The 25,258-nt window shown below is 65.9% G+C and carries 25 protein-coding genes; 10 read left to right on the plus strand and 15 right to left on the minus strand.

Translation table 11 applies throughout. The annotated features are described in order from the left end of the window. Positions 1 to 24 precede the first annotated feature (24 nt). The 4 genes from HYG77_RS31095 to HYG77_RS31110 form a co-directional block, all read right to left on the minus strand. Positions 25 to 1,854: a fatty acyl-AMP ligase gene (locus tag HYG77_RS31095; RefSeq protein WP_244373342.1), complete on the minus strand. Its 1,830-nt coding sequence runs from the start codon at positions 1,852 to 1,854 to the stop codon at positions 25 to 27. 150 nt (positions 1,855 to 2,004) lie between these two features. Then, positions 2,005 to 2,532: a hypothetical protein gene (locus tag HYG77_RS31100; protein ID WP_208961508.1), complete on the minus strand. Its 528-nt coding sequence runs from the start codon at positions 2,530 to 2,532 to the stop codon at positions 2,005 to 2,007. Further along, the gene (locus HYG77_RS31105; protein ID WP_109330161.1) at positions 2,529 to 3,110 is read right to left on the minus strand and encodes a hypothetical protein; all 582 of its coding nucleotides are present in this window, start codon (positions 3,108 to 3,110) and stop codon (positions 2,529 to 2,531) included. The genes HYG77_RS31100 and HYG77_RS31105 overlap by 4 nt, the downstream gene beginning before the upstream one ends. 59 nt (positions 3,111 to 3,169) lie before the next feature. Beyond that, positions 3,170 to 3,865, minus strand: coding sequence for a TVP38/TMEM64 family protein (locus HYG77_RS31110; RefSeq protein ID WP_208961509.1), 696 nt, complete (start codon positions 3,863 to 3,865; stop codon positions 3,170 to 3,172). Positions 3,866 to 4,266: 401 nt separating this feature from the next. Here HYG77_RS31110 and HYG77_RS31115 point away from each other — a divergent pair, with 401 nt between their 5' ends. Genes HYG77_RS31115 through meaB form a run of 3 tightly spaced genes read left to right on the plus strand, consistent with a single transcriptional unit; the run spans position 4,267 to position 9,450 of the window. Continuing rightward, on the plus strand, positions 4,267 to 6,183 hold the full coding sequence (locus HYG77_RS31115; protein WP_208961510.1) for a methylmalonyl-CoA mutase family protein: 1,917 nt from the start codon (positions 4,267 to 4,269) through the stop codon (positions 6,181 to 6,183). Beyond that, positions 6,180 to 8,444 (plus strand): methylmalonyl-CoA mutase, encoded by a 2,265-nt coding sequence (gene scpA, locus HYG77_RS31120; RefSeq protein ID WP_109330158.1) that lies wholly within the window; start codon positions 6,180 to 6,182, stop codon positions 8,442 to 8,444. Before HYG77_RS31115 ends, scpA begins: the two co-directional genes overlap by 4 nt. 1 nt (position 8,445) lies before the next feature. After that, positions 8,446 to 9,450, plus strand: coding sequence for a methylmalonyl Co-A mutase-associated GTPase MeaB (meaB, locus tag HYG77_RS31125; protein WP_109330156.1), 1,005 nt, complete (start codon positions 8,446 to 8,448; stop codon positions 9,448 to 9,450). A gap of 9 nt (positions 9,451 to 9,459) precedes the next feature. On the opposite strand, the gene HYG77_RS31130 is transcribed toward meaB, so the two are convergent. Continuing rightward, positions 9,460 to 10,239 (minus strand): DUF899 domain-containing protein, encoded by a 780-nt coding sequence (locus HYG77_RS31130; RefSeq protein WP_208961511.1) that lies wholly within the window; start codon positions 10,237 to 10,239, stop codon positions 9,460 to 9,462. Positions 10,240 to 10,456: 217 nt separating this feature from the next. On the opposite strand from HYG77_RS31130, the gene HYG77_RS31135 reads away from it, so the two are divergent. Next, entirely contained in the window at positions 10,457 to 10,981 is a 525-nt protein-coding gene (locus HYG77_RS31135) for a YceI family protein (protein WP_109330152.1), read from the plus strand. 38 nt (positions 10,982 to 11,019) lie between these two features. Here the strand turns inward: HYG77_RS31135 and HYG77_RS31140 are convergent, their stop codons facing one another. Next, positions 11,020 to 11,709 carry a hypothetical protein gene (locus HYG77_RS31140; protein WP_109335121.1) on the minus strand — a complete coding sequence of 230 codons (690 nt, stop codon included), beginning with the start codon at positions 11,707 to 11,709 and terminating at the stop codon, positions 11,020 to 11,022. A gap of 173 nt (positions 11,710 to 11,882) precedes the next feature. Here HYG77_RS31140 and HYG77_RS31145 point away from each other — a divergent pair, with 173 nt between their 5' ends. Then, positions 11,883 to 12,503: a hypothetical protein gene (locus HYG77_RS31145; protein ID WP_208963584.1), complete on the plus strand. Its 621-nt coding sequence runs from the start codon at positions 11,883 to 11,885 to the stop codon at positions 12,501 to 12,503. Positions 12,504 to 12,794: 291 nt separating this feature from the next. Here the strand turns inward: HYG77_RS31145 and HYG77_RS31150 are convergent, their stop codons facing one another. Next, positions 12,795 to 13,280, minus strand: a complete 486-nt coding sequence (locus HYG77_RS31150; RefSeq protein ID WP_109330150.1) for an SRPBCC family protein — start codon at positions 13,278 to 13,280, stop codon at positions 12,795 to 12,797. A gap of 204 nt (positions 13,281 to 13,484) precedes the next feature. On the opposite strand from HYG77_RS31150, the gene HYG77_RS31155 reads away from it, so the two are divergent. Continuing rightward, the gene (locus HYG77_RS31155; RefSeq protein ID WP_109335119.1) at positions 13,485 to 14,063 is read left to right on the plus strand and encodes a dihydrofolate reductase family protein; all 579 of its coding nucleotides are present in this window, start codon (positions 13,485 to 13,487) and stop codon (positions 14,061 to 14,063) included. Between the two features lie 452 nt (positions 14,064 to 14,515). Here the strand turns inward: HYG77_RS31155 and HYG77_RS31160 are convergent, their stop codons facing one another. Further along, a complete protein-coding gene (locus HYG77_RS31160; RefSeq protein ID WP_208961513.1) occupies positions 14,516 to 15,133 on the minus strand; it encodes a DUF1109 domain-containing protein in 618 nt (205 codons plus the stop codon). A gap of 129 nt (positions 15,134 to 15,262) precedes the next feature. Between HYG77_RS31160 and lexA the strand changes: the two genes are divergently transcribed. Continuing rightward, entirely contained in the window at positions 15,263 to 15,901 is a 639-nt protein-coding gene (gene lexA, locus HYG77_RS31165) for a transcriptional repressor LexA (protein WP_244461398.1), read from the plus strand. Between the two features lie 100 nt (positions 15,902 to 16,001). On the opposite strand, the gene HYG77_RS31170 is transcribed toward lexA, so the two are convergent. The 7 genes from HYG77_RS31170 to HYG77_RS31205 form a co-directional block, all read right to left on the minus strand. After that, entirely contained in the window at positions 16,002 to 16,487 is a 486-nt protein-coding gene (locus HYG77_RS31170; RefSeq protein ID WP_109330147.1) for an SRPBCC domain-containing protein, read from the minus strand. 3 nt (positions 16,488 to 16,490) lie between these two features. Then, positions 16,491 to 16,832: a metalloregulator ArsR/SmtB family transcription factor gene (locus HYG77_RS31175; RefSeq protein ID WP_208961515.1), complete on the minus strand. Its 342-nt coding sequence runs from the start codon at positions 16,830 to 16,832 to the stop codon at positions 16,491 to 16,493. A 345-nt stretch (positions 16,833 to 17,177) separates the two neighbouring features. Continuing rightward, entirely contained in the window at positions 17,178 to 17,738 is a 561-nt protein-coding gene (locus tag HYG77_RS31185; RefSeq protein ID WP_208961517.1) for a dihydrofolate reductase family protein, read from the minus strand. Positions 17,739 to 17,903: 165 nt separating this feature from the next. Next, positions 17,904 to 18,518, minus strand: coding sequence for a maleylpyruvate isomerase family mycothiol-dependent enzyme (locus tag HYG77_RS31190; protein WP_208961518.1), 615 nt, complete (start codon positions 18,516 to 18,518; stop codon positions 17,904 to 17,906). A 288-nt stretch (positions 18,519 to 18,806) separates the two neighbouring features. After that, a complete protein-coding gene (ugpC, locus tag HYG77_RS31195; RefSeq protein WP_208961519.1) occupies positions 18,807 to 19,883 on the minus strand; it encodes a sn-glycerol-3-phosphate ABC transporter ATP-binding protein UgpC in 1,077 nt (358 codons plus the stop codon). A 94-nt stretch (positions 19,884 to 19,977) separates the two neighbouring features. Next, a complete protein-coding gene (locus HYG77_RS31200; RefSeq protein ID WP_244373348.1) occupies positions 19,978 to 20,907 on the minus strand; it encodes a glycoside hydrolase family 68 protein in 930 nt (309 codons plus the stop codon). Then, the gene (locus tag HYG77_RS31205; protein WP_244373351.1) at positions 20,904 to 22,028 is read right to left on the minus strand and encodes a LacI family DNA-binding transcriptional regulator; all 1,125 of its coding nucleotides are present in this window, start codon (positions 22,026 to 22,028) and stop codon (positions 20,904 to 20,906) included. Before HYG77_RS31205 ends, HYG77_RS31200 begins: the two co-directional genes overlap by 4 nt. Positions 22,029 to 22,130: 102 nt before the next feature. On the opposite strand from HYG77_RS31205, the gene HYG77_RS31210 reads away from it, so the two are divergent. From HYG77_RS31210 to HYG77_RS31220, 3 genes are read left to right on the plus strand one after another with little or no spacing between them, the layout of a single operon-like run. Beyond that, positions 22,131 to 23,480, plus strand: coding sequence for an extracellular solute-binding protein (locus tag HYG77_RS31210; RefSeq protein WP_208961520.1), 1,350 nt, complete (start codon positions 22,131 to 22,133; stop codon positions 23,478 to 23,480). Beyond that, positions 23,477 to 24,424: a sugar ABC transporter permease gene (locus HYG77_RS31215; RefSeq protein WP_208961521.1), complete on the plus strand. Its 948-nt coding sequence runs from the start codon at positions 23,477 to 23,479 to the stop codon at positions 24,422 to 24,424. The genes HYG77_RS31210 and HYG77_RS31215 overlap by 4 nt, the downstream gene beginning before the upstream one ends. 2 nt (positions 24,425 to 24,426) lie before the next feature. After that, the gene (locus HYG77_RS31220; RefSeq protein ID WP_208961522.1) at positions 24,427 to 25,251 is read left to right on the plus strand and encodes a carbohydrate ABC transporter permease; all 825 of its coding nucleotides are present in this window, start codon (positions 24,427 to 24,429) and stop codon (positions 25,249 to 25,251) included. Positions 25,252 to 25,258 lie beyond the last annotated feature (7 nt).

The raw sequence follows: 25,258 nt of genomic DNA on the forward strand, positions 1-25,258 counted from the left end.
TGTCGGCGAGGGTGGGGGTGGACGTCAGGCGAGTGCAGGTGTGGCGGTTCGGCGGAGGCCCTGGACCGCCGGATCGATTTCTTCGTGCAGCACCGCATCCACCCGGTTCTCGAGGAACGACGCGCGCATCGATCGGCGTTGAACCTTTCCGCTGGTGGTGCGGTGCACCCCGTGCCGGTCGACCAGGACGACGCTCGGCGCCGGCACGTCGAAGGCCCGGGCGACGGAGAGTTTGATCCTTCGGGCGAGGTCCGTGATCGTCACGGTGTCGTTCTCTCCGTGACCCTGATCGAGCAATCCGGTCTTGACCTCGTGGATCACCAGTAGACGCTCGTGGCGTCCGGTGTCCATGGAGAACACCACTCCGGCCGATCCGGTGAGGGCTGGATGGAGTTCGCGCACCGCCTCCTCGATGTCCTGGGGGTACAGGTTGCGTCCGTTGACGATCAGCAGGTCCTTGAGCCGGCCGGTGACATAGATTTCACCGCCGACGGAAGCGCCGAGGTCACCGGTGCGCAGGAACGGCCCGTCCCCGCCCAGGGTGGTGGCGTGGAACTTCTCCTCGGTGTCCTCGGGCCGATTCCAATAGCCGGCGGTGACGCTGCCACCGCGGATCCACAGTTCCCCGACCCGGCCCTCGGGCAGCTCGTCGGTGGTGTCCGGATCGACGACGCGAATGTCCACACCGAATGCGCGGCCGCTGCTCACCAGTCGGGTGCCACCGGCCATCGGCGTGAGCTCGTTGCGCTCGAGCGCGGCCGGGTCGACGTCGAGGTACACCGGCGGGCTGCCCACGGCTCCGGCGGTGGCGAGCAACGTCACCTCGGCCATTCCGTAAGCCGGGAAGAACGCGTCCGCCCGAAACCCGTAGGGCTGGAGCCGGTCGAGGACGGCCTCGAGGGTACGGGGGCGAATAGGTTCTGCCCCATTGAGAGCGACCCGCACCGAGGAGAGGTCCAGGCCGGTCAACTGGTCGTCGGGAATCCGGCGGGCGAGGAGGTCGTACGCGAAGTTCGGGCCGACGGTGATGTCGGCGCGGTAGCGATCGATCAACTGCAACCAGCGCACCGGGCGCTTGAGGAAGGTCATCGGTGACATGAAGGCAAGGTTGCTGCCGGCGTAGAGGGGGAGCAGCAGCATGCCGATCAGCCCCATGTCGTGGAAGTGTGGAAGCCAGCCCACAACGCTGCCGGCGTCGCCTTCCCTGATGGCCGCAGACATGGCCTCGACCATGGCCGCGGCGTTGTGCAGGAGGTTCCCGTGGGTCACCATCACGCCCTTGGGCTCGCTGGTGGATCCCGAGGTGTACTGGAGCAAGGCGAGGGTGTCGCCGTCCAGTTCGGGCATCTGCCACTCGTCGGGGTCTCCGAGTTCGGCGGCGTCGGTCGACGCGACGGCGACCGTGCCGATGAGTCCGGAGTTGCCGATCCACGCCGTCAGCAGTTCTTCGATGGCGGACGTGGTGAGCACCAGACCGACGTCGGCGTCCTCGAACATCGTGGCCACCCGCGCCATGCTGCGGGCGTCGTGCGGCACGGGGGCCGGTACGGCGACGACACCGGCGTACAGGCAGCCGAGGAATGCGCGAAGGAAGTCGATGCCGTCGACGTACAGCAGCATCACCGGGCGGTGGGCCTCGGGCTGCGTCGACAACCACGACGCGATCGCCCGCGCATCCTGGTCCAACTGGCGGTAGGTGAGAACCTCTTCGACGAGTTCGCGGCCGACCTCGCGATGGTAGGTGTAGGAGCGTTCCTCACCGTAGGTGGCGGCCTGGGCTCGAACGTGTGACACGAAGTCGGAATGCACTTGATCTTCTCCCTCGAAGTGGACGATTCCTACTCTCGTCCGCATCACCGGGGGATTCCATCAACCCCAGGGGTGGAATCACCCCCACCTCCGGTTGGTCTCGCGTCACCGCGGGATGGGCAGTGTCACCGGGTATTGAAGTGCCTCGGAAGGTTGATCTTTCTGTGCCGCAGGGATTTTCGGTGAGGCCAAGGGCTAGGTGATGAGCGCCCGCCCGACGCCGCACACGGCGATGGCCCAGAGCACGCTGGTGAACGTGCCGATGATGAACTGCTCGGAGGCGTGTGGTTCGCGCAGTTCGGGGTAGCGGGCCAAGCTTTTGACAGCCAGGACCACGGCGATACCCTCCGGCCACCCGGCGAGGATCGCGGCGGCGACGGCGGCACGCTCGAGCAGTCCGATCACCCGGCCGCCTCGCAACGGGCCCGCCTCGGGCCGGGGGTCGTCACCGGAATCGGGCTGGCGCCGGGCGATCCTGAAGGCGGCGAGCACCATCGGCGCCCCGCCGGTGATGGCCGCTGCTGCACACAGCACGAGCGTCGCACCCAGTGCGAATCCCTTCACCGGTGTGGTGGCGGAGCCGGCGACCGCGGCCGCGGCGAGGGCGGCGAGCCCGACGAGCGGGGCCGCCCACTGGGACACCCAGCGGGGAACGCGCTGTGTGGCAAGCACCAACGGTGCCAGCGCCGCGACGCCGAGGGCGAGGAGCGCGACCACCGTCATGAATCCGCCTTCTGTAGGAGTCGTTCGGCCAGTCGGCGGCCTGCCGTCTCGACCTGCCACCCCGCGGTGGCGAGGCGTTGCGAGACGGCCTGCTTGCTGATGCCCAGGGTTTTGGCCGCCTCCGTCTGGGTGAGCCCGCGCCGCATCTGTGCGACGGCTTCGCGGCCTTCGTCGGTACGGCGGGTGAGGAGAACTGCGACGAGGGTGAGTGCGGTGTCGGCGTCCGCGGACAAGTCGGTGTCGGAACCCTCCACCGCGACCCGGCCCGGGGCACTTTTCGCCCGCTCGACGGCGACGCGGGCGAGTTCGAACGCCGGTCCTCGGCCGGCACGCGTCTCGTCGGGAAGCGGTTCTTCCACGGCTCCGGCACCGATGCCGATGCTCCAGTGTTCGCGACCGACGAGATCGAGGGCGAGAGCCACCACGGTCCCGGGATCTGCCACGACCGCCTGCATCTCGTCGCCGGCCGTGCGCTGAAACGGGCGGACGAGTCGGTGATCGCCGAGTTCGGCGATCAGGTCGCCGACACGGTCGACGTCGCGGCGACTTCCGCGCTGGTCGACGGTGAGGACGAACATTCGTCAAGGCTAGAACCTGGAAACTTGCCTGTCAAGACTCGTAACTTGACATCGTGCGTTCAAGGATGAGGGGTAGACACACCCTCGGTCAGCAGCAACTCCTCGGCGTCGGATCGATCGAGGGGACGCCGAGAATCGACGATCAACCCGAGAATGCCGACGACGACGCACACACCGGACAGCAGGAGGAGGGCTGGATTCGTCTCACCGCTCAGGGCGTCCCCGAGAACCACGATCCCCACCGTTCCGGGGAGGATGCCCACGACCGTGGCGAGCACGTAGGGGAGCAGGCGGATGGAGGAGACGCCGCTGCAGTAGTTGACCACGGAGAACGGGACGAATGTGATCAGCCGGAGAGAGCCGACGGCGAGCCACCCCCGTCGGGCGATCCGCTCGTCCACCCGCCGGATCGTCGGGCTGGAGATGCGTTGCCACACGACGTCCCGGCCGATGGCGCGCACCAGATACAGAGCAAGCACCGCGCTGACCGTTGCGGCCGCGACGGTGATCGCGATGCCGAGCCAGGCCCCGAACAGCAACCCGGCACTCAAGGTGAACACGGTGCGGGGGAACGGGAATATCGTCACCAGCGCATGCGCGACGAAGAAGACCAGCGGAAAAGCCGGGCCCACCGACTGCGCCCATTCCCGGATCTGCAGAACGGACGGATGGGGTGCCACCACCGCGACGACCACCAGCACGATTGCCAGTGCGGCGACGCCGATGACCCTGCGGTTCCCCAGGCGTCTCTTCACAGGGCACCAGGCTACCCGGCCGCACCGCGAAGGGTCGTGCGAGGAAACCGTCGAGAGCACGGTCGTAGCGGAGGCCGTCTCATCCCGACACCGCCGCCGCGCAGGTGCGACCCCCGCCCGCGGGACGAGAATTCGGGCCAGCGCGGCGGCGGCCATCCTCCTACGATGGAGTAGTTCGCCGCGGAAAATGATCTCCCCTGACGGGCAAGGTCAGCCCGAAGAATCGCGGAGTCACGGCGCCCTGGGCGCCGAACGGTTCCGGCGTCATGCTCATGACCTGAGGTTATCCATCATGTGGTGATCCTCACGATAGGAGAGCGGAGTCTGCGGCTAGCATCACACCAACACAACATATTGATCGATCGCTCATCAGGGCCATGCAGGGAGAGGAAGCGGACACCGTGTCATTAGCTTCAGAAACCGAGGAAGCTGCGCGGGCATATACCGACTGGCAGCGCTCCGTGGCGGGAGTCCTCGCGAAATCGCGGCGAGTCGACGCGGCAGACCTCGGTCCGGAACCCGAGAAGCTCCTCGAGACCACCACCTACGACGGTGTCACCGTCGCGCCGCTCTACAGTCCCCGGGACGAGCGCCCCGAGCAGCCGCTTCCCGGCGCATTCCCTTACGTTCGGGGCGTCGACGCCACTCGGGACGTCAACTCCGGCTGGCTCGTCAGCGCCCGATTCGGTGCCGGCGCCGATCCGGCGGACGTCAACCGGTCCATCCTCGACGCCTTGGAAAACGGGGTCAGCGCGGTCTGGCTCACCGTCGGTGAGAACACGCTGCCCGTCAGGTCGCTGGAGACGGCGCTCGACGGCGTGCTGCTCGACCTCGCCCCGCTCACCCTCGATGCCGGAACCGAGGTGACAGCCGCGGCCCACGCATTGTTCGCACTGCTCGACGCGCGTGCGTCCGCCGGTGACGGCGTCACCGATCGCACCACGGTGCGCGTCCACCTCGGTGCGGCGCCGCTGACGAGTGCCTTCGCCGGTGTGACGGACATCGAGCTCGGTGATGCGGTGGCACTGGCCACCGAGGCGTCCAGTCGACCGGAACAGGTGCGCGCGATCACCGTGGACGGCACCGTCTTCCACGACGCGGGCGCCTCCGACTCGGAGGAGCTCGGTGCGTCCGTCGCCGCCGGGCTCGAGTACCTGCGGGCGCTCACCGCGAGTGGGCTGCCCATCGGAAAAGCGTTCGGCCAGATCGATTTCCGATTCGCGGCGACCGACGACCAATTCCAGACCATCGCGAAGTTCCGCGCCGCCCGGTTGGTGTGGGCCCGGATCGCCCAGGTATGCGGTGCCTCCGACTTCGGCGGCGCGCCGCAGCATGCGGTCACGTCCGCCGCGATGATGTCGCAACGTGATCCATGGGTGAACATGCTCCGCACGACCCTCGCCGCGTTCGGCGCCGGGGTGGGCGGTGCCGACGCGGTGACGGTGTTGCCGTTCGATGCCGCGCTGCCCGCGGGGGCGCTGGGGGTCTCGCAGACCTTCGCCGATCGGATCGCCCGCAACACCCAGTTGTTGCTGCTCGAGGAATCGCACCTCGGCCGCGTGCTCGACCCCGCCGCCGGATCGTGGTACGTCGAGGATCTCACGCAGCGGATCGCGGGGAAGGCGTGGGAATTCTTCCAGCAGATCGAGTCGGCCGGCGGATATCTCGCGGGCCTGGGCGCCGGACAGATCACCGAACGGATCAACTCGACGCGGGCGCAACGCGAATCGGACATCGCACACCGCAAGACCGCGGTCACCGGGGTCAACGAGTATCCCAATCTGGAGGAGGCGCCACTGCCTCCCGGTGCCGCGGACACCGGACGGGTGGCGCGGTACGCCGCCGCCTTCGAAAGGCTCCGCGATCGCTCCGACACCTATCTGGCGCTCCACGGGGTCCGGCCCACCGCGTTCCTGGCTCCGCTCGGACCGGTCGCCGAGCACAACGTGCGCACCACCTTCAGCACGAACCTGCTGGCATCGGGTGGCATCGCCGCCGTCAATCCCGGACCCCTCGCCGTCGGTGACGGCAGCATCGCGGCCGCAGCGGCACAGTCCGGGGCCGGTATCGCGGTGATCTGCGGTACCGACAAGCGGTACACCGCCGACGCCGCGGCCGCAGTCGAGGAACTGCGCGCTGCCGGTGTGGGCACCGTTCTCCTGGCGGGTCCGGAGAAGGTTGTTGCCGACGTGGACGGGGCTGCCCGCCCCGACGGATTCGTCACAGCACGCATCGATGCAGTCTCGGTCCTGTCCGATCTGCTCGACATCATCGAGAGCGCGGGGAACACCTCGGGCGACACAGGGAGCAAGAAGTGACTACTCGCGAGGTCAAGCACACGATCGGCAGCTTCGCCGACGTGCCGCTGGAGGATCCTCAGTTTCCGCAGCCGGCCGCACCGACCGCGGAACAGACGGACGCATTGATCGCCGCTGCCGCGGCGGCGAACCACTACACCCCGGAACAGGTGGTGTGGTCCACACCCGAGGGAATCGACGTCAAACCGGTCTACACCAAGGCAGACCGCGACGCCGCCGAGTCCGAGGGTTACCCGGTGGGCAGCTTCCCCGGTGCCGCGCCGTTCGTGCGTGGGCCGTACCCCACCATGTACGTCAACCAGCCGTGGACCATCCGTCAGTACGCCGGATTCTCGACGGCCGCCGAGTCCAACGCCTTCTACCGCCGCAACCTCGCGGCGGGGCAGAAGGGTCTGTCGGTGGCGTTCGACCTGGCCACCCACCGCGGCTACGACTCCGACCACCCGCGCGTCGCCGGTGACGTGGGCATGGCCGGTGTGGCCATCGACTCGATCCTCGACATGCGGCAGCTGTTCGACCACATTCCCCTCGACAGCGTCAGTGTGTCGATGACCATGAACGGTGCCGTTCTGCCGATCCTGGCCCTGTATGTAGTGGCGGCGGAGGAGCAGGGTGTCGCTCCGGAACAGCTGGCCGGAACCATTCAGAACGACATTCTGAAAGAGTTCATGGTCCGCAACACCTACATCTATCCGCCGAAGCCGTCGATGCGCATCATCTCGGACATCTTCGCGTACACCAGCACGAAGATGCCGCGGTTCAACTCCATCTCCATTTCCGGGTACCACATCCAGGAGGCCGGTGCCACAGCCGATCTGGAGCTGGCGTACACGCTCGCCGACGGTGTCGAGTACCTCCGCGCCGGCCTCGACGCCGGCATGGAGATCGACAAGTTCGCGCCGCGGTTGTCGTTCTTCTGGGCCATCGGCATGAACTTCTTCATGGAGGTCGCCAAACTGCGGGCCGGTCGTCTCCTGTGGAGTGAACTGGTTGCCCAGTTCGAGCCGAAGTCGGCGAAATCGCTTTCGCTGCGCACACATTCGCAGACCTCGGGTTGGTCGCTCACCGCCCAGGACGTCTACAACAATGTGGCCCGCACCTGCGTCGAGGCCATGGCCGCCACGCAGGGGCACACCCAGTCTCTGCACACCAACGCACTCGACGAGGCGCTGGCGCTGCCGACGGACTTCTCCGCCCGCATCGCCCGCAACACCCAGTTGTTGCTCCAGCAGGAATCGGGGACGGTCCGCCCGATCGACCCGTGGGGCGGCTCCCATTACGTCGAGTGGCTCACTCACGAGCTGGCGAACCGCGCCAGGGCGCACATCGCCGAGGTCGAAGAGGCCGGCGGTATGGCGCAGGCCATCAGCGAGGGCATCCCGAAGCTGCGTATCGAAGAGGCCGCCGCCCGCACCCAGGCGCGCATCGATTCCGGTCGTCAGCCGGTCATCGGTGTCAACAAGTACCGGGCCGAAGAGGATCAGAAGATCGAGGTCCTCAAGGTCGAGAATTCGCGGGTCCGCAAGGAACAGCTCGAGAAGCTCGCACGCCTGCGTGAGGAACGCGACCCCGTCGCGGTGCAGGCGGCACTCGCCGAGCTCACCCGCGCCGCTGCCTCGTCGGAGGGCGGCATGGAGAACAACCTGCTCGCGCTCGCCATCGACGCTGCCCGTGCGCACGCCACCGTCGGCGAGATCTCCGACGCACTCGAGACGGTGTTCGGACGTCACCAGGCCGAGATCCGCACCATCAGCGGGGTGTACCGGGACGAGGCCGGGAAGGTGGACAACATCAGTAACGCAACGGAACTCGTCGAGAAGTTCGCCGAGGAGGAGGGCCGCCGCCCGCGTGTCCTCATCGCGAAGATGGGCCAGGACGGGCACGACCGCGGACAGAAGGTGATCGCCACCGCCTTCGCCGACATCGGCTTCGACGTGGACGTCGGACCGCTGTTCCAGACCCCGGAAGAGGTCGCGAACCAGGCGGCCGACAACGACGTCCACGTGGTCGGTGTGTCGTCGTTGGCTGCAGGTCACCTCACCTTGGTGCCTGCACTGCGGGATGCGCTCGCGGCGGTGGGGCGTCCCGACATCATGATCGTGGTCGGCGGTGTCATTCCGCCCGGCGACTTCGACGAGCTCTACCAGGCGGGCGCCGCCGCGATCTTCCCGCCCGGCACGGTGATCGCCGAGGCGGCCACCGGTCTGCTCGAGAAGCTGGCCGCCCAGCTCGGGCACGACCTGACGGGCACCCCGGAATAACATGGGGCGCCCTCCAGTCGACATCGATGCCCTCGCCCAGGCCGTGCGCGCCAACCAGCGCGCCGGCCTGGCGAAGGCCATCACCCTGGTCGAATCGACACGCACCGACCACCGGGAGGCGGCGCAGCGTCTGCTCCTCGAACTGCTTCCGGAGTCGGGCAACGCGCACCGGGTGGGTATCACCGGTGTGCCCGGCGTCGGCAAGTCGACGTTCATCGACGCACTGGGGATGTACCTGATCGGGAAAGGTCATCGGGTGGCGGTCCTCGCGGTGGATCCGTCGTCGACGCGCACCGGCGGGTCGATCCTCGGCGACAAGACCCGCATGGCGCGGCTGACCGTGGAGAAGGACGCCTACATCCGGCCGTCGCCGACCTCGGGCACCCTCGGCGGTGTCGCGAAGGCGACCCGGGAAACCATCGTGCTCCTCGAGGCAGCCGGTTTCGACGTCATTCTCGTCGAAACGGTCGGGGTCGGGCAGTCCGAGGTGACGGTCGCGAACATGGTCGACTGCTTCTGTTTCCTCACTCTCGCCCGGACCGGTGACCAGTTGCAGGGCATCAAGAAGGGTGTACTCGAGCTCGCCGACCTCGTCGCCGTCAACAAGGCCGACGGCAAGCACGAACGCGAAGCGAAGGGAGCTGCCCGCGAATTGGCGGGCGCACTGCGGCTGATCTACCCCCACGACGCCATCTGGAAGCCGCCCGTCATCACGATGAGCGGACTCGAAGGTATCGGGCTCGAGGAGTTCTGGAACACCGTCCAGCAACACCGTGAGGTGCTCACCAAGGCCGGACGGTTCGAAGAGAACCGTCGTCGCCAGCAGGTCGACTGGACGTGGACCATGGTCCACGATCAGCTGCTGCGTCGACTGGCATCCAACCCGCGGGTCAAGGACATTCGCGGGCAGGTCGAGCAACAGGTGCGGGACGGTTCCCTGACGGCGGCGCTGGCCGCGGCCCAGATCCTCGACACCTTCGACGGTTCCGACGCCTCCGTGGAATGACCGGGCAGGTCACTCAGCGCTCTTCGATCCTGCGATGACGTCTGCTTCGTATTCGTCGTGGCGGCGCAGCCAACTCATGGCGGGGTCGTCGCCGCGGCGGGGTTGTTGTTCCCAGTCCTCCTGCCGGCCGCGGGCGGTGAGGTCGAGCCACTGGTAGGTGCCGAGGAGCGTTTCGGTCGAACGCGCGTAGCCGGAATAGGTGTGGAAGATTCGATCACCGTGGCGGAGGAAGGCGGTGACACCGTGCTCTTCGCCGGACCAGCCCTTCCAGGCGGGGTTCATCCGCTCCAGCTCGACCTGGTCCTTGTAGTTGTATTCGACCGGTGCGACCGCCGAATCGAGGGTGACGTGGAAGTCGTAGTTGAAGTCGCTGCCGTGCGAGGAGTACCAGGGGAGTGCCCAACCCATCCGCTGCCGGTAGCGCTCGAGCGCGAGCAGCGGTGCGCGTGACACGGCCGCGAACGAGGTGTCCCGGGCGTACAGGTGGCGCAGATCGCCCACATTGTCCATCGTGAACGAACAGGACGGGCAACCTTCGTCGGCGTCGGGTTCGAACATGAAGTGGTAGATAAGGAGTTGACTGCGGCCGTCGAACAAGTCCTCGAGTTCGACCTTGCCGTGGGGACCGTCGAATACATACTTCTTGGTTATCTCGACCATGGGTAACGCGCGTCGGGCGGCGTTGACCCGGTCGCGGTGTCGGGTCAGCTCCTTCTCCTGTGCGAGTAGCTCGCGCCGCGCGATGAGCCATTGCTCGCGGGTGGTGACCTGTGGATCGGACGCTGTCATCGTTCGTCTCCTCTCGTAGGACACACGTAATGGTCTCAGCCGGCACTCGGTTGCGGCTACCTCCAGAACTTCCACGAGACAGTCGGCCCCGCAGCTAGCATGCTTTTTAGAGGGTGTCCGTTGGGGATGGAGTCCAGCCGAGACCGATTTGTCGTGACGCCCCCGCGCTCTCTCGACACCGCGTCTGGCTACCGATCATCACCTACCGGAGGTACACATGACATCGCCGATGGAGTCCGTCCCGCAACTGTCTACGCTCGCCGGGTCCTGGACTCTGGACCCGTCCCGGACCTCGATCACCTTCCACACGAAGGGTTTGTGGATCTTCGGGGTCACCGGCAGCTTCCACACCGTCGAGGGCACCGCAACGGTCGGTGATGACGGAGGTATCACCGGAAGGCTGGTCGTCGACGCCACCTCGCTGAATACCAAGAACGGTAAACGCGACGAGCACCTGCGTTCCGCTGACTTCTTCGATGTTCAGAAGTACCCCACCATTGTCTTCACCGCGGCAGGAGCGCGACCCGCCGATCCGGGACACGTACATCTCGACGGCGACCTGACCGTTCACGGGCAGACTCGACCGCTCACCGTGCCCGCAGAGGTTGTCGCCACCGACGACACCGCCACGGTCAGCGCCGAACTACTCCTCGACCGCAGCAACTGGGGCATGACCTACACGAAGAAGGGCTCGCGCCTCGCCACCCGTGTCGTGATCAACGCCGTCTTCGTCAAGTCCTGATCCACCGCGCCTTTCTCTCACTCGCGGGGCTACGCCCGTCACGTCGGCGGTCGACGAAACGTGCCGTCGGAACTGGTCGGCGGCGAATCCGGCTCCGGGCGCCTCGGCGCCTTTTCGGCGGATGCACCGATTGTGGACGCGAGTCGCCATAATCCGGCGGCGGCCAGAACGTGCCACAGCGCGTGGCCCTGAACGACACTGCTCGGCCGACAGATCGACGTCCGGTCACCGATGGCGCCGAGCAGAGCGCCGGACGCCAGAAGTACTGCCGCGGCGACCGTCGCGCGTCTCAACTGCGGATGGACGCGCGCGCGTTCCATGCTCAGTCCTACAGCCAGCGCGGCGAGCATTGCCTGCACGATCGTGGATACAGCCGATCCGGCAGCCACGGCGGGAACCATCACGAGCGGAACAACGAGCCACCACCCGGGCGACAGCCGACTGCCGAACCGGTCGGACGCGGCCTCGACGGCGACGTAGGCGAGCAGAGTCGCGATCGGCAAGTCGTGTGCGTAGGCCTGCCACGACGGGTTGGGTCCGTGCTGAACAAGTGACCCGGCACCGACGGCGACGACGAGCAGGCCGTAGATCACGGTCGGCGCACCGTTCCGACGGCGCGCGATCACCGCGACGCCGGCAACCACGAAGGCCAGGCTGGTGACAGCGGCCGCCGGCTGACCGATGAGGCCTGTGCCTCTATAGAGCTCACAGGCATTCGCCAGCGTCATGAATCGGAGGTCACCTTCCACGTTGTTCGGTCGACACCTGCTTCTTCGAGGTTTCCAAAGAGACTTTCCGACCGCAATCGCGAGGCACCGACTTTCAGGATTCGTCCAACGAAGCGCGACGATTGTCCGAGGACGGGGGAGCGGTGATACTTGGTGTCATGCTTATTCCCGGCGTGGCGCAACCAACGGAGAAATACCGGCCGCGCCGCATCGGCCGTCGCGCGGCTCTCGCCATTCTCTCGATCGTTGTGATCGGAGCGTTGACGGCGGGCGGGTGTGGACAACAGCGCACGGAGCCTGGTGGGGAATCGCAACAGGACGCGACGACATCCACCCCGAACCTCGTGCCTCAGGAAGTCCTGGTGGGGATGGAAGTCGTTCAGAAGTACTTCCCGGAGATAGATCGACAGGCCACAACAAGTGCGAACGCCAATGCTGCCGGTGTCCCCGAGGCGACGAGAATGGTGATCTACGAAGGGGCTGACGGCAGGCGGGTCACCGTGTCTGTCGATCAGTATTCCAGCCCCGACTCCGCATCGACCGCATTCGAGCAAGCGATCGACAAAAGCGAAGAGGTTCAGGGTTTCGTAGCGCTACCGACGCCATCCGGTGTGGGCGAGAAGGCGTTCGCCGGCGCCGTCACGCAGGGTGAAGAAACGCACATCGGATACGGCGCCCTCGCAGGCGAGTACGTCATCGGTGTGACCTCGGCCGGCTACCCGGCTAATGCCGAGAACATTGGAAAACTCACTGATCTCACTCGTGACGCGGTCGAGAAAGCCGACACGGCATAAGCACCCGACCTGATCACGGCACACCGGGCGCCGGCATCTACCACTCCGATCGGGACTTGGTGTCGTACTCGGCGCCCGGGTGCTCGGTAGATTCGAGGACGACCCGACCGCTTCATCACGTGGACAACATGGTCTGCGGCAATCGCCGACACAGGACGACAAGTGCATTGTGGGTTTGCGTCGTACTCACCACACCGTAACCTCGGACGCCGTCGCGGCCACGGTGCGACGCAATTGTTTTGCAATCGACGGTCGGCCGACCGTTATAGGCGACCGGGAGATGCCTAGACCTCAGGAGTGGGCCGCAAGCTCTGCCAGGTGATGCAGTGAGTTGGTGAGATGATCGGGACCGAACGGCGGGAACTGAAGGTACTTCCGGATGAACTGCGGCACCGCCGACCAATCGTAGGTGAGCGTGACCTCGGTCTCGGACGGACCGAGCGGCACCAGGTCGTAACGCCAGACCCAGCCGCCGAACTCCAGCTGACCGTCTTCCTTTTCCTGCCCGGTCCGCCAGGCAATGGCCCGCGGCGGGTCGAGCACCTGGACCTGGTTGGCCACTCTGTAGTCACCGTTCGGGTGGTGGGGGTGATACATGTCCATCCGAAAGATCTGCCCCACCTCGGTGAGCGGCGCCTGGTCGGCCGCGTCCTGCACCCACCCGGTGCCGTCGATCGCAGCATGGGTCCTCGGGTCGGCCAGCAGCGCGAACACCCTGGTGGCGGGGGCGGCAACGGCCACGGTGGCGCAGACGTCCTCTCGGTCCACGGTGTGCACGCTCCTTGTCACCAGTCTCGAGCCTCCCGCAGGCGCGGAAAGAACCTTCATCAATGCAGACTGCAAGACGAACCGGAATTCATCGGTCGGCTGGACGGAATAACGTCGAAGCTCGGACTTCCCGCGGGACAGAGCGTGATGAGTTTCGCCGAAAGTTCCAGTCTGTATCCACATACCCGATCGACCGCACCCGAGGAGAGCATCATGACCGCCACCTACACCTTCGACGTCTTTTCCAGCCTCGACGGCTTCGGCGCCGCCAGCGGCAACTGGACCGGTTACTGGGGCAAGCAAGGCCCCGAACTGCTCGACCACCGCCTCGCCTTGTACGGCACCGAACAGCGGATGGTGTTCGGCGCCAACACTTACCGCGCGTTCGCGCAGATGTTGGCCTCGAGCACGGAGGAGTCCGAGGTTCGTGATCCCTGGGTCACCCGGATGCGGAGTCTGCCGGCAACGGTGGTATCGACCACCCTGGAAGGACAGCTCGACTGGCCGGACGTGACCCTCGTGAGCGGTGACGCCGTCGACGTCGTCGCCCGGCTCAAGGAGGAGTCCGAGGTGCCGTTGCGCTCACACGGCAGTCTGTCGATGAACCGGGCGCTGATGGCCGCCGGTTTGGTCGACCGCGTCCAGGTGACGATCTTCCCCGTCATTACCGGTCAGACCGGGCTGGATCCGATCTTTCAGGGCGCGGCCGACTTCGACCTCGAGCTGATCGAGAGCCGGACGCTCGACGGAAACATCCAAGAGCTCATCTACCGGCCCACCCTGCATGCTTGAAAGGGTCAGCGGTCCATTCAGGAGTAGTACGGGCTTCCCTGTCGGGATCATCGACGACGACGTCGACCCGTGGGTCGGCCAGGAGCCGATCGACCGCATCCGAGCCGGCACCGATCGACGCGAAGTGAGGATCGATGTCGCAGACCAGTGTGACCGCTCCGGTGTCGTGGTGTGCACCGATGCTTCCGCACCATGATCGTCGTCCGAAATGTCCGCCCGAGCCCGGCAGTGCCGGTCAGGTGATCGCTTGGCATGTTGCGGACCAGGGGCACGCCGCGCGCAGCCCCCTCGACGAGAATGCGTTTCTGGCGCTCGTCGGGAGCGAACGGTTGCCGAAGCTGGGCAGATGCCACGGTGACCGTAGTTCGGACGCTACCTGCCGGAGACGTCGGGAAGTGGTCATCCGGGGAATCCTCGTCGCGAGGCGGGAAGACGATGGGACGGATGGGCGGTCAAGTTCGCCACACTGAAATGAATTCATACCACGGCCCCCCTAGGTGAGTCGCAGTGAAATCATCGAACCCGGCGGGCACACCGTGCGGGCTGTACGCCCAACCACTGCTCACCGTCAGTCCGAGTCCGCCGTCCTCGATGAAGTAGACCACGCCATCGTCGCCCGACATGGCGGTGCGGATATCGAACCGGCCAATCTCGAGGTGGCTGTGGAGCGGCTCCGGATCTGCCAGCAACTCGAGCGCCACCCGCTCGAACTCTGCGCGGGTGTCGTCGAATGACGGCCGTGGTGCCGGCATCACCGTGACGACAGCGACGAGTAGGACCGCCGGCGCAGCCGCGATCCACCATGACCACCGCCGGTCTTGGCCGATGACATACAAGGTCTTCACTGCCCACACCAGCCCTAGGACGGCGAGGATCAGCAGCGCCGCTGCACCGAACAACATCGGATCGGCCCAACTCGAGGTGCCGTAGCGAGAGGGCCACCAGTCGTAGTAGATACACACCAGAATCAGCAGTGAGGCAGCGGTCACCGCCAGATGGATCGGTCCGGGAGGCTTGTTCGGCTTGACGTCACTCTGCGCGCGAACGGGCGGTCCGGCGGCGCTGATCATTGGTTCACGTTAGCCGCTGTCCGGCGCATAGAAATGCGGCCGGAGCAATCGGGAGAGAAGTAGTGGCCTTCGCGACGATCAGTGGCCACCCCCTACCATTCTCCGGTGACCGATTACGACGATCTCGACATGTTCGGCGGCCTTGACGCCTCCACCCTGCCACCCCGCCAGCAGCGGATCCTGGCAACGATCCGGGACTGGGTGGCTGCACATGGATGCCCGCCGAGCACCCGGCAGATCGGGGATGCGGTGGGCCTGCGGTCGACGTCGTCGGTGTCCAAGCATCTGAAAAGTCTCGAGGAGAGGGGCTTTCTTCGCCGGGGTTCGGCCATGGCTCGGCAATTGGACGTGCGCCCGTTCCTCACCGAGGCGAAGCAGGGTCACTCGTCCGACAACAATGTGACGGTACCGGTGGTCGGCGACATCGCCGCCGGCACACCGATCCTCGCGGAAGAGCACGCCGATGAGACACTGACGCTCCCTCGCGAGCTCGTCGGCTCCGGCACCGTCTTCGGGTTGCGGGTACGCGGCGAATCGATGATCGACGCCGCAATCTGCGATGGCGATGTCGTCGTGGTGCGCCGCCAGGACGAAGCCCACTCCGGCGAGATCGTCGCCGCGATGATTGATGGCGAGGCCACGGTCAAGGTGCTCCGGCGCCGCGATGGCCACGTTCTCCTCGAGCCCCGCAATCCTGCCTATGCCGCGATTGACGGTGACGACGCAGTCGTCCTGGGCAAGGTTGTGTCGGTGATGCGCCGCATCTGAGGTTCGCACAACCTGAACGATGCAACTCGTCGTGCCGGCTCGTCGCCTCGCACGCGAAGGGCGAGGCGACGAGATCGGCCACTGTGGTGACCCGGCAGCCTCAACTCTTGATGAGGTCGTCGATCTGGCCGATCGCCTGCGAAGCACCCTCGACCACGCCCATGTCGAGCACCTGCTGGAGACCTTCGGCAGTTGCGTAGGTGCTCACGTAGGTGGCGATGGTGCTGCCGCCCTCCTCACGGAAGGAGAAATCGTTGGTGGACACTGGCATCGATTCGATCGGGCTGAAATCCGCATCGGCGAATCCGTCGGTGAAGCTGAAGCCGGTCGGCTCATCGATGGAGATGATGTTCCAGTAGCCCGCATGCTTGTCGCCCTCGGGGCCGGTCATGTAGTAGGTGACCCGACCGCCCGGGGTGAACTCATGGTCGACCACTGTTGCCGGGTACGTCGGCGGACCCCAAATCTTCTCGAGCTGGCGAGGATCGGCATAGATTTGCCAGATTCGCTCCCGAGGCGCCGCGAACTCGGCGGTGATGGTCAGGGTCAGTGCATCGATGTCGTGGCTGACATTGGTGACAGGCATCGTTCATTCCTTCCGTTGAGGTTGCGTTGCGATCAGTTCGTCGATGCGTGCGACCCGCCCACGCCAGACTTGTTCCAGCTCGGTGAGCATGGACGACACCGCGCGCACTGCTTCGACATCGCCCCTGGCGAGTTGTTCACGGCCACTGCGTCGTTTCACGAGTAAACCGGACTTCTCGAGGACGGCGACGTGCTTTTGTACCGCAGCGAAGCTCATGTCGTACTTCGCTGCGAGTGCCGAGACGGAATGCTCGCCGGCCAGTACGCGACGCATGATGTCGCGCCTCGTTCGGTCGGATAGCGCGTGGAACAGGGCATCCGCCTGATCCTCGTCTGATTCTGACACACCCAAAATATACAACCAATCGGTTGTATGTGCAAGGGTGGTCGATTCTCGGATGCGGGTGGGCGGGGGAGCGCCTTCCCTTTTGCCGATCGGGGGGTTTTCGCCGACGCGAGGCCGTGAAAGATCGAGTCGTCCTGATCGCCGACCTCATCGCGCTACCCGAACGATGTGGCACAGGGCTGGGAGCCAAACTACTCGAGCACCTTCAGGAACAAGCCGGCCCTCGTGGCTGCGCCCAACTGCACCCGGACACCGGGCACACCCGGCATGCGGCTCACAAGTCGTACTTGCGCAACGGCTTCGACATAATCTGTCGCCACATGGCATGGAACCCTCAGCGCTGACTCATGTTTTTACGGCATAGCGGAGGAAGACCATGCCGTTGCCGAACCGGCGTTCGTCGAGCAGTTCCAGCGAATGACGGATGTCGTCCGGGAACATCCGCTTACCGCCCCCGATCAGCGTGGGCGCAAGGTACAGGTGGCACTCGTCGATCAGCCGTGCCTTCCATGCGGAGGCAGCAAGGGTGGCGCCGGACACGTTGAGGTCCTTCGCCGTAGTGGCCTTGAGGTCCCGCACCAAGCCCGGGTCGAAGGTGCGTTCGATCCGCGTGCGTGTCGTGGAAACCGAGTCGAGACTACGCGAGAAGACTACTTTCTCGGTCGCCTGCCAAATCTGGGCGAACTCTGCGCTCATGGGTGACTGGGCGGCCACTGCCGGATCGTTCTCCCAGCCAGTCATCATCTCGTACATAGTGCGGCCGTAGAGGTATGTCCCAACCTCCCGTTCGGCGACATTGATGAAGTCGAGTACTTCCTCGTCGGGGACGGCCCAATCGAAGGCGCCGGCCCGGTCGGCGATGTAGCCGTCGAGCGACGCCAGGAACGAATAGATCAGCTTGCCCACGCGAGCAACGATAATGCCCACGACCACGCGTAGTCGTCGTTCAGCCGAAACGCTCTGACCGAGAGAGGAATTAATCCGGAACCACCAGTGGGACAGCCAGGCCGACTTTGCGCGCGGACGGGTCGCCCCGCAAGCGGAATGGTGCTGGGGACGCCACGGGCGTGATCACTCCAGCGCAGGTACTCCGGGTCCGTCCAAGTCACCCAGCGCCGACTTGCGCCCCGATATCGCCAAGAGCAGTGAGAGTGCCGGGCCACAGACTTCTGGGCCATCACCGATCGACACGTCTGCGTCGGTGGCCCGCAATCGGACGGGGGCAATGAGTTGTTTCGCACCGCCCAGGGATACCGGGGTCCGCGCCTGATACTGCAACGACCTGACGACCGCCTCCGACGGATACATGCGGTTGATGCCCTGCGGCCGTCGGATGTCTTCGCCATGGACGACCTCTTCCACCAGTCTGCTGTCGAGCGGTGCCGGCGGCGTCGACGTGTAGTTGGCTACCTGCTGAAGTCGGGCCAGCGTCTGCTGGGGTGTGGCGCCGCGTTCACGTTCGACGCCCTGGGCGTTCTGGCGATCGAAGTCGAAACGCGCTCGGACCATGTTGCGCACGATGCCGAGTCGGGTGGTCTTCGCGTTGTTGATGAGGTGTGCGGCGACGTCGTGCACGGTCCAGTCGCCGCACAGCGAGGGCAGGGCCCATTGGTCGTCGGTGAGGTGGGTGAGGTCATCGATCAGCGCCGCACGCTCGGCATGCACCATCGACCAGACAGCATTCATGGACACAGTCTGGCAAAGACTGTCCGTCACCGGCTGGCCTGGGCTATTTTGTACGGCCACGTTCAGCCAGATCACCTCGCTCACCGACGATGACGGCTCCGCAACCAACGGCGTCGTGAGACTCCAGCTCGGTCTGATGCCCCGGCGGGCGGCAGGTGCCGCCCGCCGGCGAGATCGACTGGTCAGAGAAGTTCAGTGCGGGAGACCAATGCTGGCCGTCCACGTGCTGCGTTCGAAGTCGATGACGGTTGTGACGAGAAGACATGAAGCCCTCAGTGGCGGCGTCTGCTATTTCGATAGCCGTGCACCGTCGGGGGTGGTGGCGAAGACGTGGGCGTGAGAGGCGTCGATGCGGGCGTGCACGACCTGGCCTTTTTCCGGGGGGTTGCGCCAGTCGACTCGGGCCACGATTGGTTCGTACCGTCGGCCCACCCGAGTGCGCCCGAAGATGAAGGCTTCCGAGCCGAGTTCTTCTACTACGTCGATCTCGATTTCGTGCCCGGAGTCGGCGAGTTCGATGTGCTCGGGTCGGATCCCGAGGACCACCTCGCGGCCTGCGGCCGCCAGCGTGTTCCTGGGCACCTGAATAAGCTGATCGCCGAAGCTGATTCCCCCATCGGTAACGGGTAGCGTGAACAGGTTCATCGAGGGAGAGCCCATAAATCCGGCGACGAACACGTTCATCGGGCGCCGGTACAACTCGCGGGGGCTCGCGCACTGCTGCAGGATGCCGCCCTTGAGCACGGCGACCCGGTCACCCATTGTCATCGCCTCGACCTGGTCGTGGGTGACGTAGACGGTGGTGGTGCCGAGACGTCGCTGCAACTGTGCGATCTGGGTGCGGGTTTGTACGCGCAGCTTGGCGTCGAGGTTGGACAGCGGCTCGTCCATGAGGAATACCTGTGGCTGGCGAACGATGGCTCGCCCCATGGCAACTCGCTGCCGCTGTCCTCCCGACAGCGCCTTGGGTTTGCGGTCCAGATAGTCGCGGAGGTCGAGCATGTCGGCGGCTTCCCCGACGCGCCTGCGGATTTCGGACTTGTCTGTGCCGGCGAGTTTGAGGGCGAAACCCATGTTCTCCGCGACGCTCATGTGCGGGTAGAGCGCGTAGTTCTGGAATACCATCGCGATGTCGCGGTCCTTGGGTTCGGAATTCGTGACGTCGCGGCCGCCGATCAGGATTCGGCCGCCGTCGACTTCCTCGAGGCCGGCGAGCATCCGCAGCGACGTGGACTTGCCGCAGCCGGACGGGCCGACGAGAACAAGGAACTCGCCGTCCTCGATATGCAGGTCGAGTTGGTCGACCGCGGGGACGTCGGACCCAGGGAAGAGTCTGGTCGCGCGGTCATACGTGATTGTTGCCATGAGTAATGAATCCCTCCACCGGCAGGAACGTGCCGGACGATCCGAGTGAGTGAGGTGGGTTGGTGCGCCTGTAGCGCGTGGGGTAGGGGTGGTGTCAGGTCGCCGGTGTCGGACTTTCTGTGTCGGTGTGCGGCGAGTAGCGCGAGGACGTGATGGTGCCGAATTGCGGCCCGTCGGTGTTGTCGAATCCCCAGGTCATCCAGTTGCCGTTTCGTGTCCGCCGCATCTGCACCGCGTACAGGTCCGCGGTATCGACATTCGTCGCGTCGGTGACTGTCCACGGTCCGAGCAGCGACTGTCCCTCGGCGATCCAGGTCCCCGCATCGTGCCCCGCGTGAAGGCTGGTGTTCTTGGGTGCGCAGGAAAACAACAGGATCGGCTTCGCGTTGACGGTATGCGCCTGCAGGACTTCCATCTCGCCGAACCCGGCTGGAGTCGAGAGTGGGGGTTCGATGCGCCAGTGGCTCAGGTCGGCGCTGGTCGCGTGGCCCACCACGGCGCGGCCCTCGGGATCGCCGACACAGGCCCGGGCGGTGATCAGCATGTGCCACTGACCGGCGTGTTCGAAGACATACGGATCGCGCCACGCTTCGTCCGGCCAGGTGCCGTCGCCGAGGAGTTCGTACCAGCGGCCGTCGGCCTCGAGGACGAGGTCGGGGTCCTTGGTCCAGCTCAGCAGGTCGGTGGAGGTCGCCCGGCCGATGCGTTGTTTGAGGCCGTTCTCGGCCCGGCTCACCCCGGTGTAGAACATGTTCCAGAGCCCATCCGCGCCGCGGACGACGGAGCCGGTCCAGGTGGCAAGGTCATCGAAGGCCGGGGCGTCGGAGGGCGCCAGCGCGTCGGCGGTGAGGGTCCATGCCTCGCCGTCCGGAGACGTCGCGTGACCGATGGTCGCGCGGTAGTGGCGGCGTTCGCGGTCCTGGAGGGCGCGCGAGGCGCGGAGAAAGAACAGGTGGTAATCGGTGCCGTCGTCGGTCATCCAACTGTCCCAGACCCAGTGATCCGGAAGGGCGAGTCGCATCATGTCTCCTTGGGGTGCGCGGGAACCGCGGGGCGGCGACCGGAACGTTCGGGGTGTGGGTCGTCGGAAGAAGCCGCGAGTGACCGAGCGTGATCCGGTGCGGGTCCGGTGCTGCCGCGGACGACGAGTGTGGTCGGTGCGGTGACGGCGGTGGGGGCGTCTCCGTCTGGGGTGGGAGCGAGTGTGTCGAGGACGAGTCGGGCGGCGATCTCGCCCTGTTCGCGGACGGATTGGTGCACGGTGGTGAGGTCGGTGAGTGCGGCGAGCGGATGGTCGTCGATTCCGACCACGGAGACGTCCTCGGGAATCCGCAGGCCCCGGCGGCGCAGCGTTCGGATCGCTCCGAGGGCGAGTTCGTCGCTGTGCGCGAACACGGCGGTCGGGGGATCTTCCGGGGTGGCCTCGAGGGTGTCGGCCATCGCCTCTGCGGCGTTGATGCCGCCCCAGTCGACGTCGCGCACGAGCGCGTGGTCCACAGCGATGCCCGCGGCGGTCAGTGCGTCGACATACGCCTCCGATCGACCGGACCGTGCCGGCCACCCAGGCTGATCGGGATCGTGGGCGGCGATCATGGCGATCCGCCGGTGGCCCAACTCCAGGAGGTGGTCGACTGCGAGCCGCCCGGCGTGGTAGTCGTCGATGCAGACGTAGGGGTAGTCGGCGTTCTGGCCGCCGGCGGCGACGATACCGACGCCCATCAGTGCGAGCCGTTCGCGTTCGCGTTGGTCCACTGGAAACGCGACCACCACGACTGCGTCGACCTTCCGCCGAGCGGGCAACCGGGTGAAGAAGTCCTGACGATCCTCGGGGCCGCCGACCTGGTACAGCAACAGGTCGAAGTTTGCTGATGCGAGCACCCTCTCGATTCCATTGACCATCTCGCCGAAAAACCAGCGCTCGATGTGGGGAACGACCAACGCCACCCGCCGGGTCGGGCCACCGGCCAGGCGCACTGCGTCCGGGGAGATGACGTAGTCGAGGCGGCGGGCGGTGGCGAGAACTTTCGCCTTCGTGGCCGCGGAGACGCCATACGAGTCGTTGAGGGCGCGTGAGGCTGTGGTCAGCGAGACCCCGGCTTCGCGGGCGACGTCACTGAGGCTCAAAGGTGCAGGTCGATCGGACACAAGGCTGATGGTAGCGCGAACGACCTTGATTTCGGAAGCGCTTCCGACATATGCTGCGGAAGCGCTTCCGAAATGTGATGCGCGTCTCAATGCGGAGGAGTTATGGACTCACACCACTCGACCCGGCCCGGGTGGGCGCGCAGGTTCGCCGCCCTCGCGGGCGCCGCGATGCTGCCGACTGTGGTGGCGTGCGCGCCGCCGGGCAGCGGCAACACCGTGACCGCACCGACCGACCCGATACCGGTGAATATCGATCTCGGCACCGACCCGATCGAGTTGACCTTGTACGACGGGGCAGGCTTGAAAAAGATCGATGAGGCGATGATCGCGGCGTTCACCGCACGCCATCCGAACGTGACCATCACGGCGCGCTACGACCCAGACGAGGTTCAGGCCGTCAACGCCCCGCGGGTGCTCGCGTCGGAGAATCCGCCGGACATCGCGCGGATCATCGCGCTCCCCGCCGCGGTGGCCAACCACCAGCTCACCGAACTCGATTCGTGGGCCGACGCCTACGGCTGGAACGAGCTTCCGGAGGAGCAGATGGCCATGTACCGCGTCGGTGCGAACGGTGTGCGCGGCACCGGCCCGCAGTACACGATGGCCAGCGGGTTCACCCTGACGGGGCTCTACTACAACAAGGACCTCGCGACCCGCATCGGAATGACCTCACCGCCGACCACCGTCGAGCAATTCGAGCAGGCTCTGGCGTCGGCGAAGACTGCCGGACTGATCCCTGTGATGGCCGGCAACAAGAGCGCGCAGGTCACATTCCTGGTGCAGATGATGTTGAACAGCGCCCTCGGCCAGGACACGATCATCGACTGGGTCTTCAACGCTCCCGGCGCTACCCTCGACACCCCCGCCGGGGTCGACGCGGCTGCGGTCGTGGCCGATTGGGCGGCGAAGGGCTACTTCCCCAGCGACACCAACGGCACCGACGCCACCACCGCCGCCGGACGGTTCGCCGCCGGTGAAGCACTGTTCTACGTCTCCGGGAACTGGGATGCCGCGACCCTGCAGACGAAGATGGGCGAGAACGTTGGCTTCACCCTCCCACCCGCGCCTGCCGGGGCACCAGTCCTTGCCATGTCCGACCCGGTGTCGAACTTCGCGATTCCCGCTGGGTCGGACGACAAGAATGCTGCAGCGGCCTTCCTGAACTTCCTGCGCTCCGACGCCGGCCGGCAGGTCGCGGTCGACGCCGGCTTCGCCCCGTCCGGCACCGGCGAGGTCCCGGCCACCGCACCCGGCTCGCTGGGTTCCCAGATCCAGGTGGCCTTCAGCAGGTTGGTCGCCTCCGGCGGGCAGGTGCAGTTCGTCCAGAACGCCACCAACGGCATGTCTGGCACCTGGTTACCGCAGGTCCAGATGCTCGTCGCCGGACGAACCACGCCCGACGAGATGATGGCCGCCGTCCAATCCGCCTACGAGCAGGACCTCCTGAGATGACCTCCACAGCACATACCCCCCAGGCAGCCCCTGCCGGGGCGTTCCCGCACCGGGCAGCGACCCGGGCAAGGCGGAGCTCCCACGCCAAACGGGCACTGACCGGATGGCTGTTCGTTCTGCCCGCCGCGGCGGTGTACACCGTCTTCGTGCTCCGTCCGCTGCTGACCACCATCTGGTACTCCCTCTACAACTGGGATGGGATATCTGTCGGCAGCTGGGTAGGGCTGGGCAACTACCGCCGCGTACTCACCGACCCGCAACTGCTGTCCTCGATCGGGCACGCGTTCTTCCTCATCGCATTCTTCACAGTCCTCCCGGTGATCGGCGGCCTTCTCGTCGCCGCTCTGCTCCAGGAAATCCGCATCCGCGGCCTCGGAACCCTCACCCGCACCATGCTTTTCCTGCCGCAGATCATCCCCGGCGCGGCCGCGGCCGTTGCCTGGGTGTGGATGTTCTCGAGCAACGGCACCGTGAACCAACTGCTCTCCGCCGTCGGTCTGGGCGGACTCACCCGCTCCTGGCTCGGCGACTTCGACTGGGCACTGCCCGCCGTCGGGATCATCGGCACCTGGCTGGGACTCGGCTTCTGCACCATCCTGCTCATGGCGGGCATCGGCAAAATCGACATCTCGATCTACGAAGCCGCCCGAATCGACGGCGCCGGCTTCTTCAGCACCTTCCGATACGTGACTGTTCCCGCCCTCCGCGCCGAAATCGGCGTCTGCGTCACCGTCACCATCATCGCCGCTCTCGCCAGCTTCGACATCGTGTTCATGTCCACCCAGGGCGGACCCGGCTACGCGACCACCGTTCCCGGTGTCCTCGTCTACCAACTCGGTTTCACCGAATCCCGGGTCGGCCTCGCCAGTGCACTCGCCGTCGTCCTTACCGGACTGATTCTGCTGGTGATCCTGCCGATCCAGCGATTCTTCAGAGAGAAATGATCATGAAAACCTCCGTTCGTGAACGCATACCCGGACTCGTCCTGCTGTTCGGCACCATGTTCTTCTCGATCCTGCCGTTGCTCAGCATGCTGACGGCGGCACTGCAGCCCCAGGGCACCGTCCCACTCGGGCTGTCGTGGCCGGCGAACCCGCAATGGCACAACTTCCTCGACGCCTGGCGCGTCGCCGAGGTGACCCCCCTTCTGGTCTCGAGCATCATCCTCGTCGCCGGCGTGGTCCCGGTCGCAGCTCTGTTCGCCGCCATGGCCGGTTACGCGCTCGGCCAGCTGAAGATCCCCGGCGGCACCGTCGTCTTTCTGCTCCTGCTGCTCGGGTTGACCCTCCCGAAGGAAGCAACGATCGTTCCCCTCTACTACCAGCTGCGCGAGATGAACCTGCTCAATACCCGACTCGGACTCATCCTGGTGCTGATCGGCACGTTCATGCCGTTCGCCGTCTTCTGGATGCGTGCCCATTTCCTGTCGATGCCGAAAGAGCTCACCGAGGCCGCAGACCTCGACGGGGCGGGCCCCTGGCAGGCCTTCCGGCACATCCAAATTCCGCTCGCCGTCCCGGCGCTGGCCTCACTGTGCCTACTGCTGTTCCTGTGGACCTGGAACACCTTCCTCCAGGCCATCGTCCTCATCGACGACCCCAGCAAACGCACCATGGCGGGCGCACTGCAGAATTTCGTCGGCCAATACTCCACCGACGTCGTCCTCCTCAACGCTGGATCGCTACTGATCATGGCGCCAACTGTCGTGGTGTTCCTGCTGTTTCAGCGCCACTTCGTCAAGGCGATGATCGCCGGCGCCGTGAAGGGCTGACCACCTC

Source organism: Rhodococcus sp. ZPP (assembly GCF_017656075.1).
Classification (GTDB): domain Bacteria; phylum Actinomycetota; class Actinomycetes; order Mycobacteriales; family Mycobacteriaceae; genus Rhodococcus_F; species Rhodococcus_F oxybenzonivorans.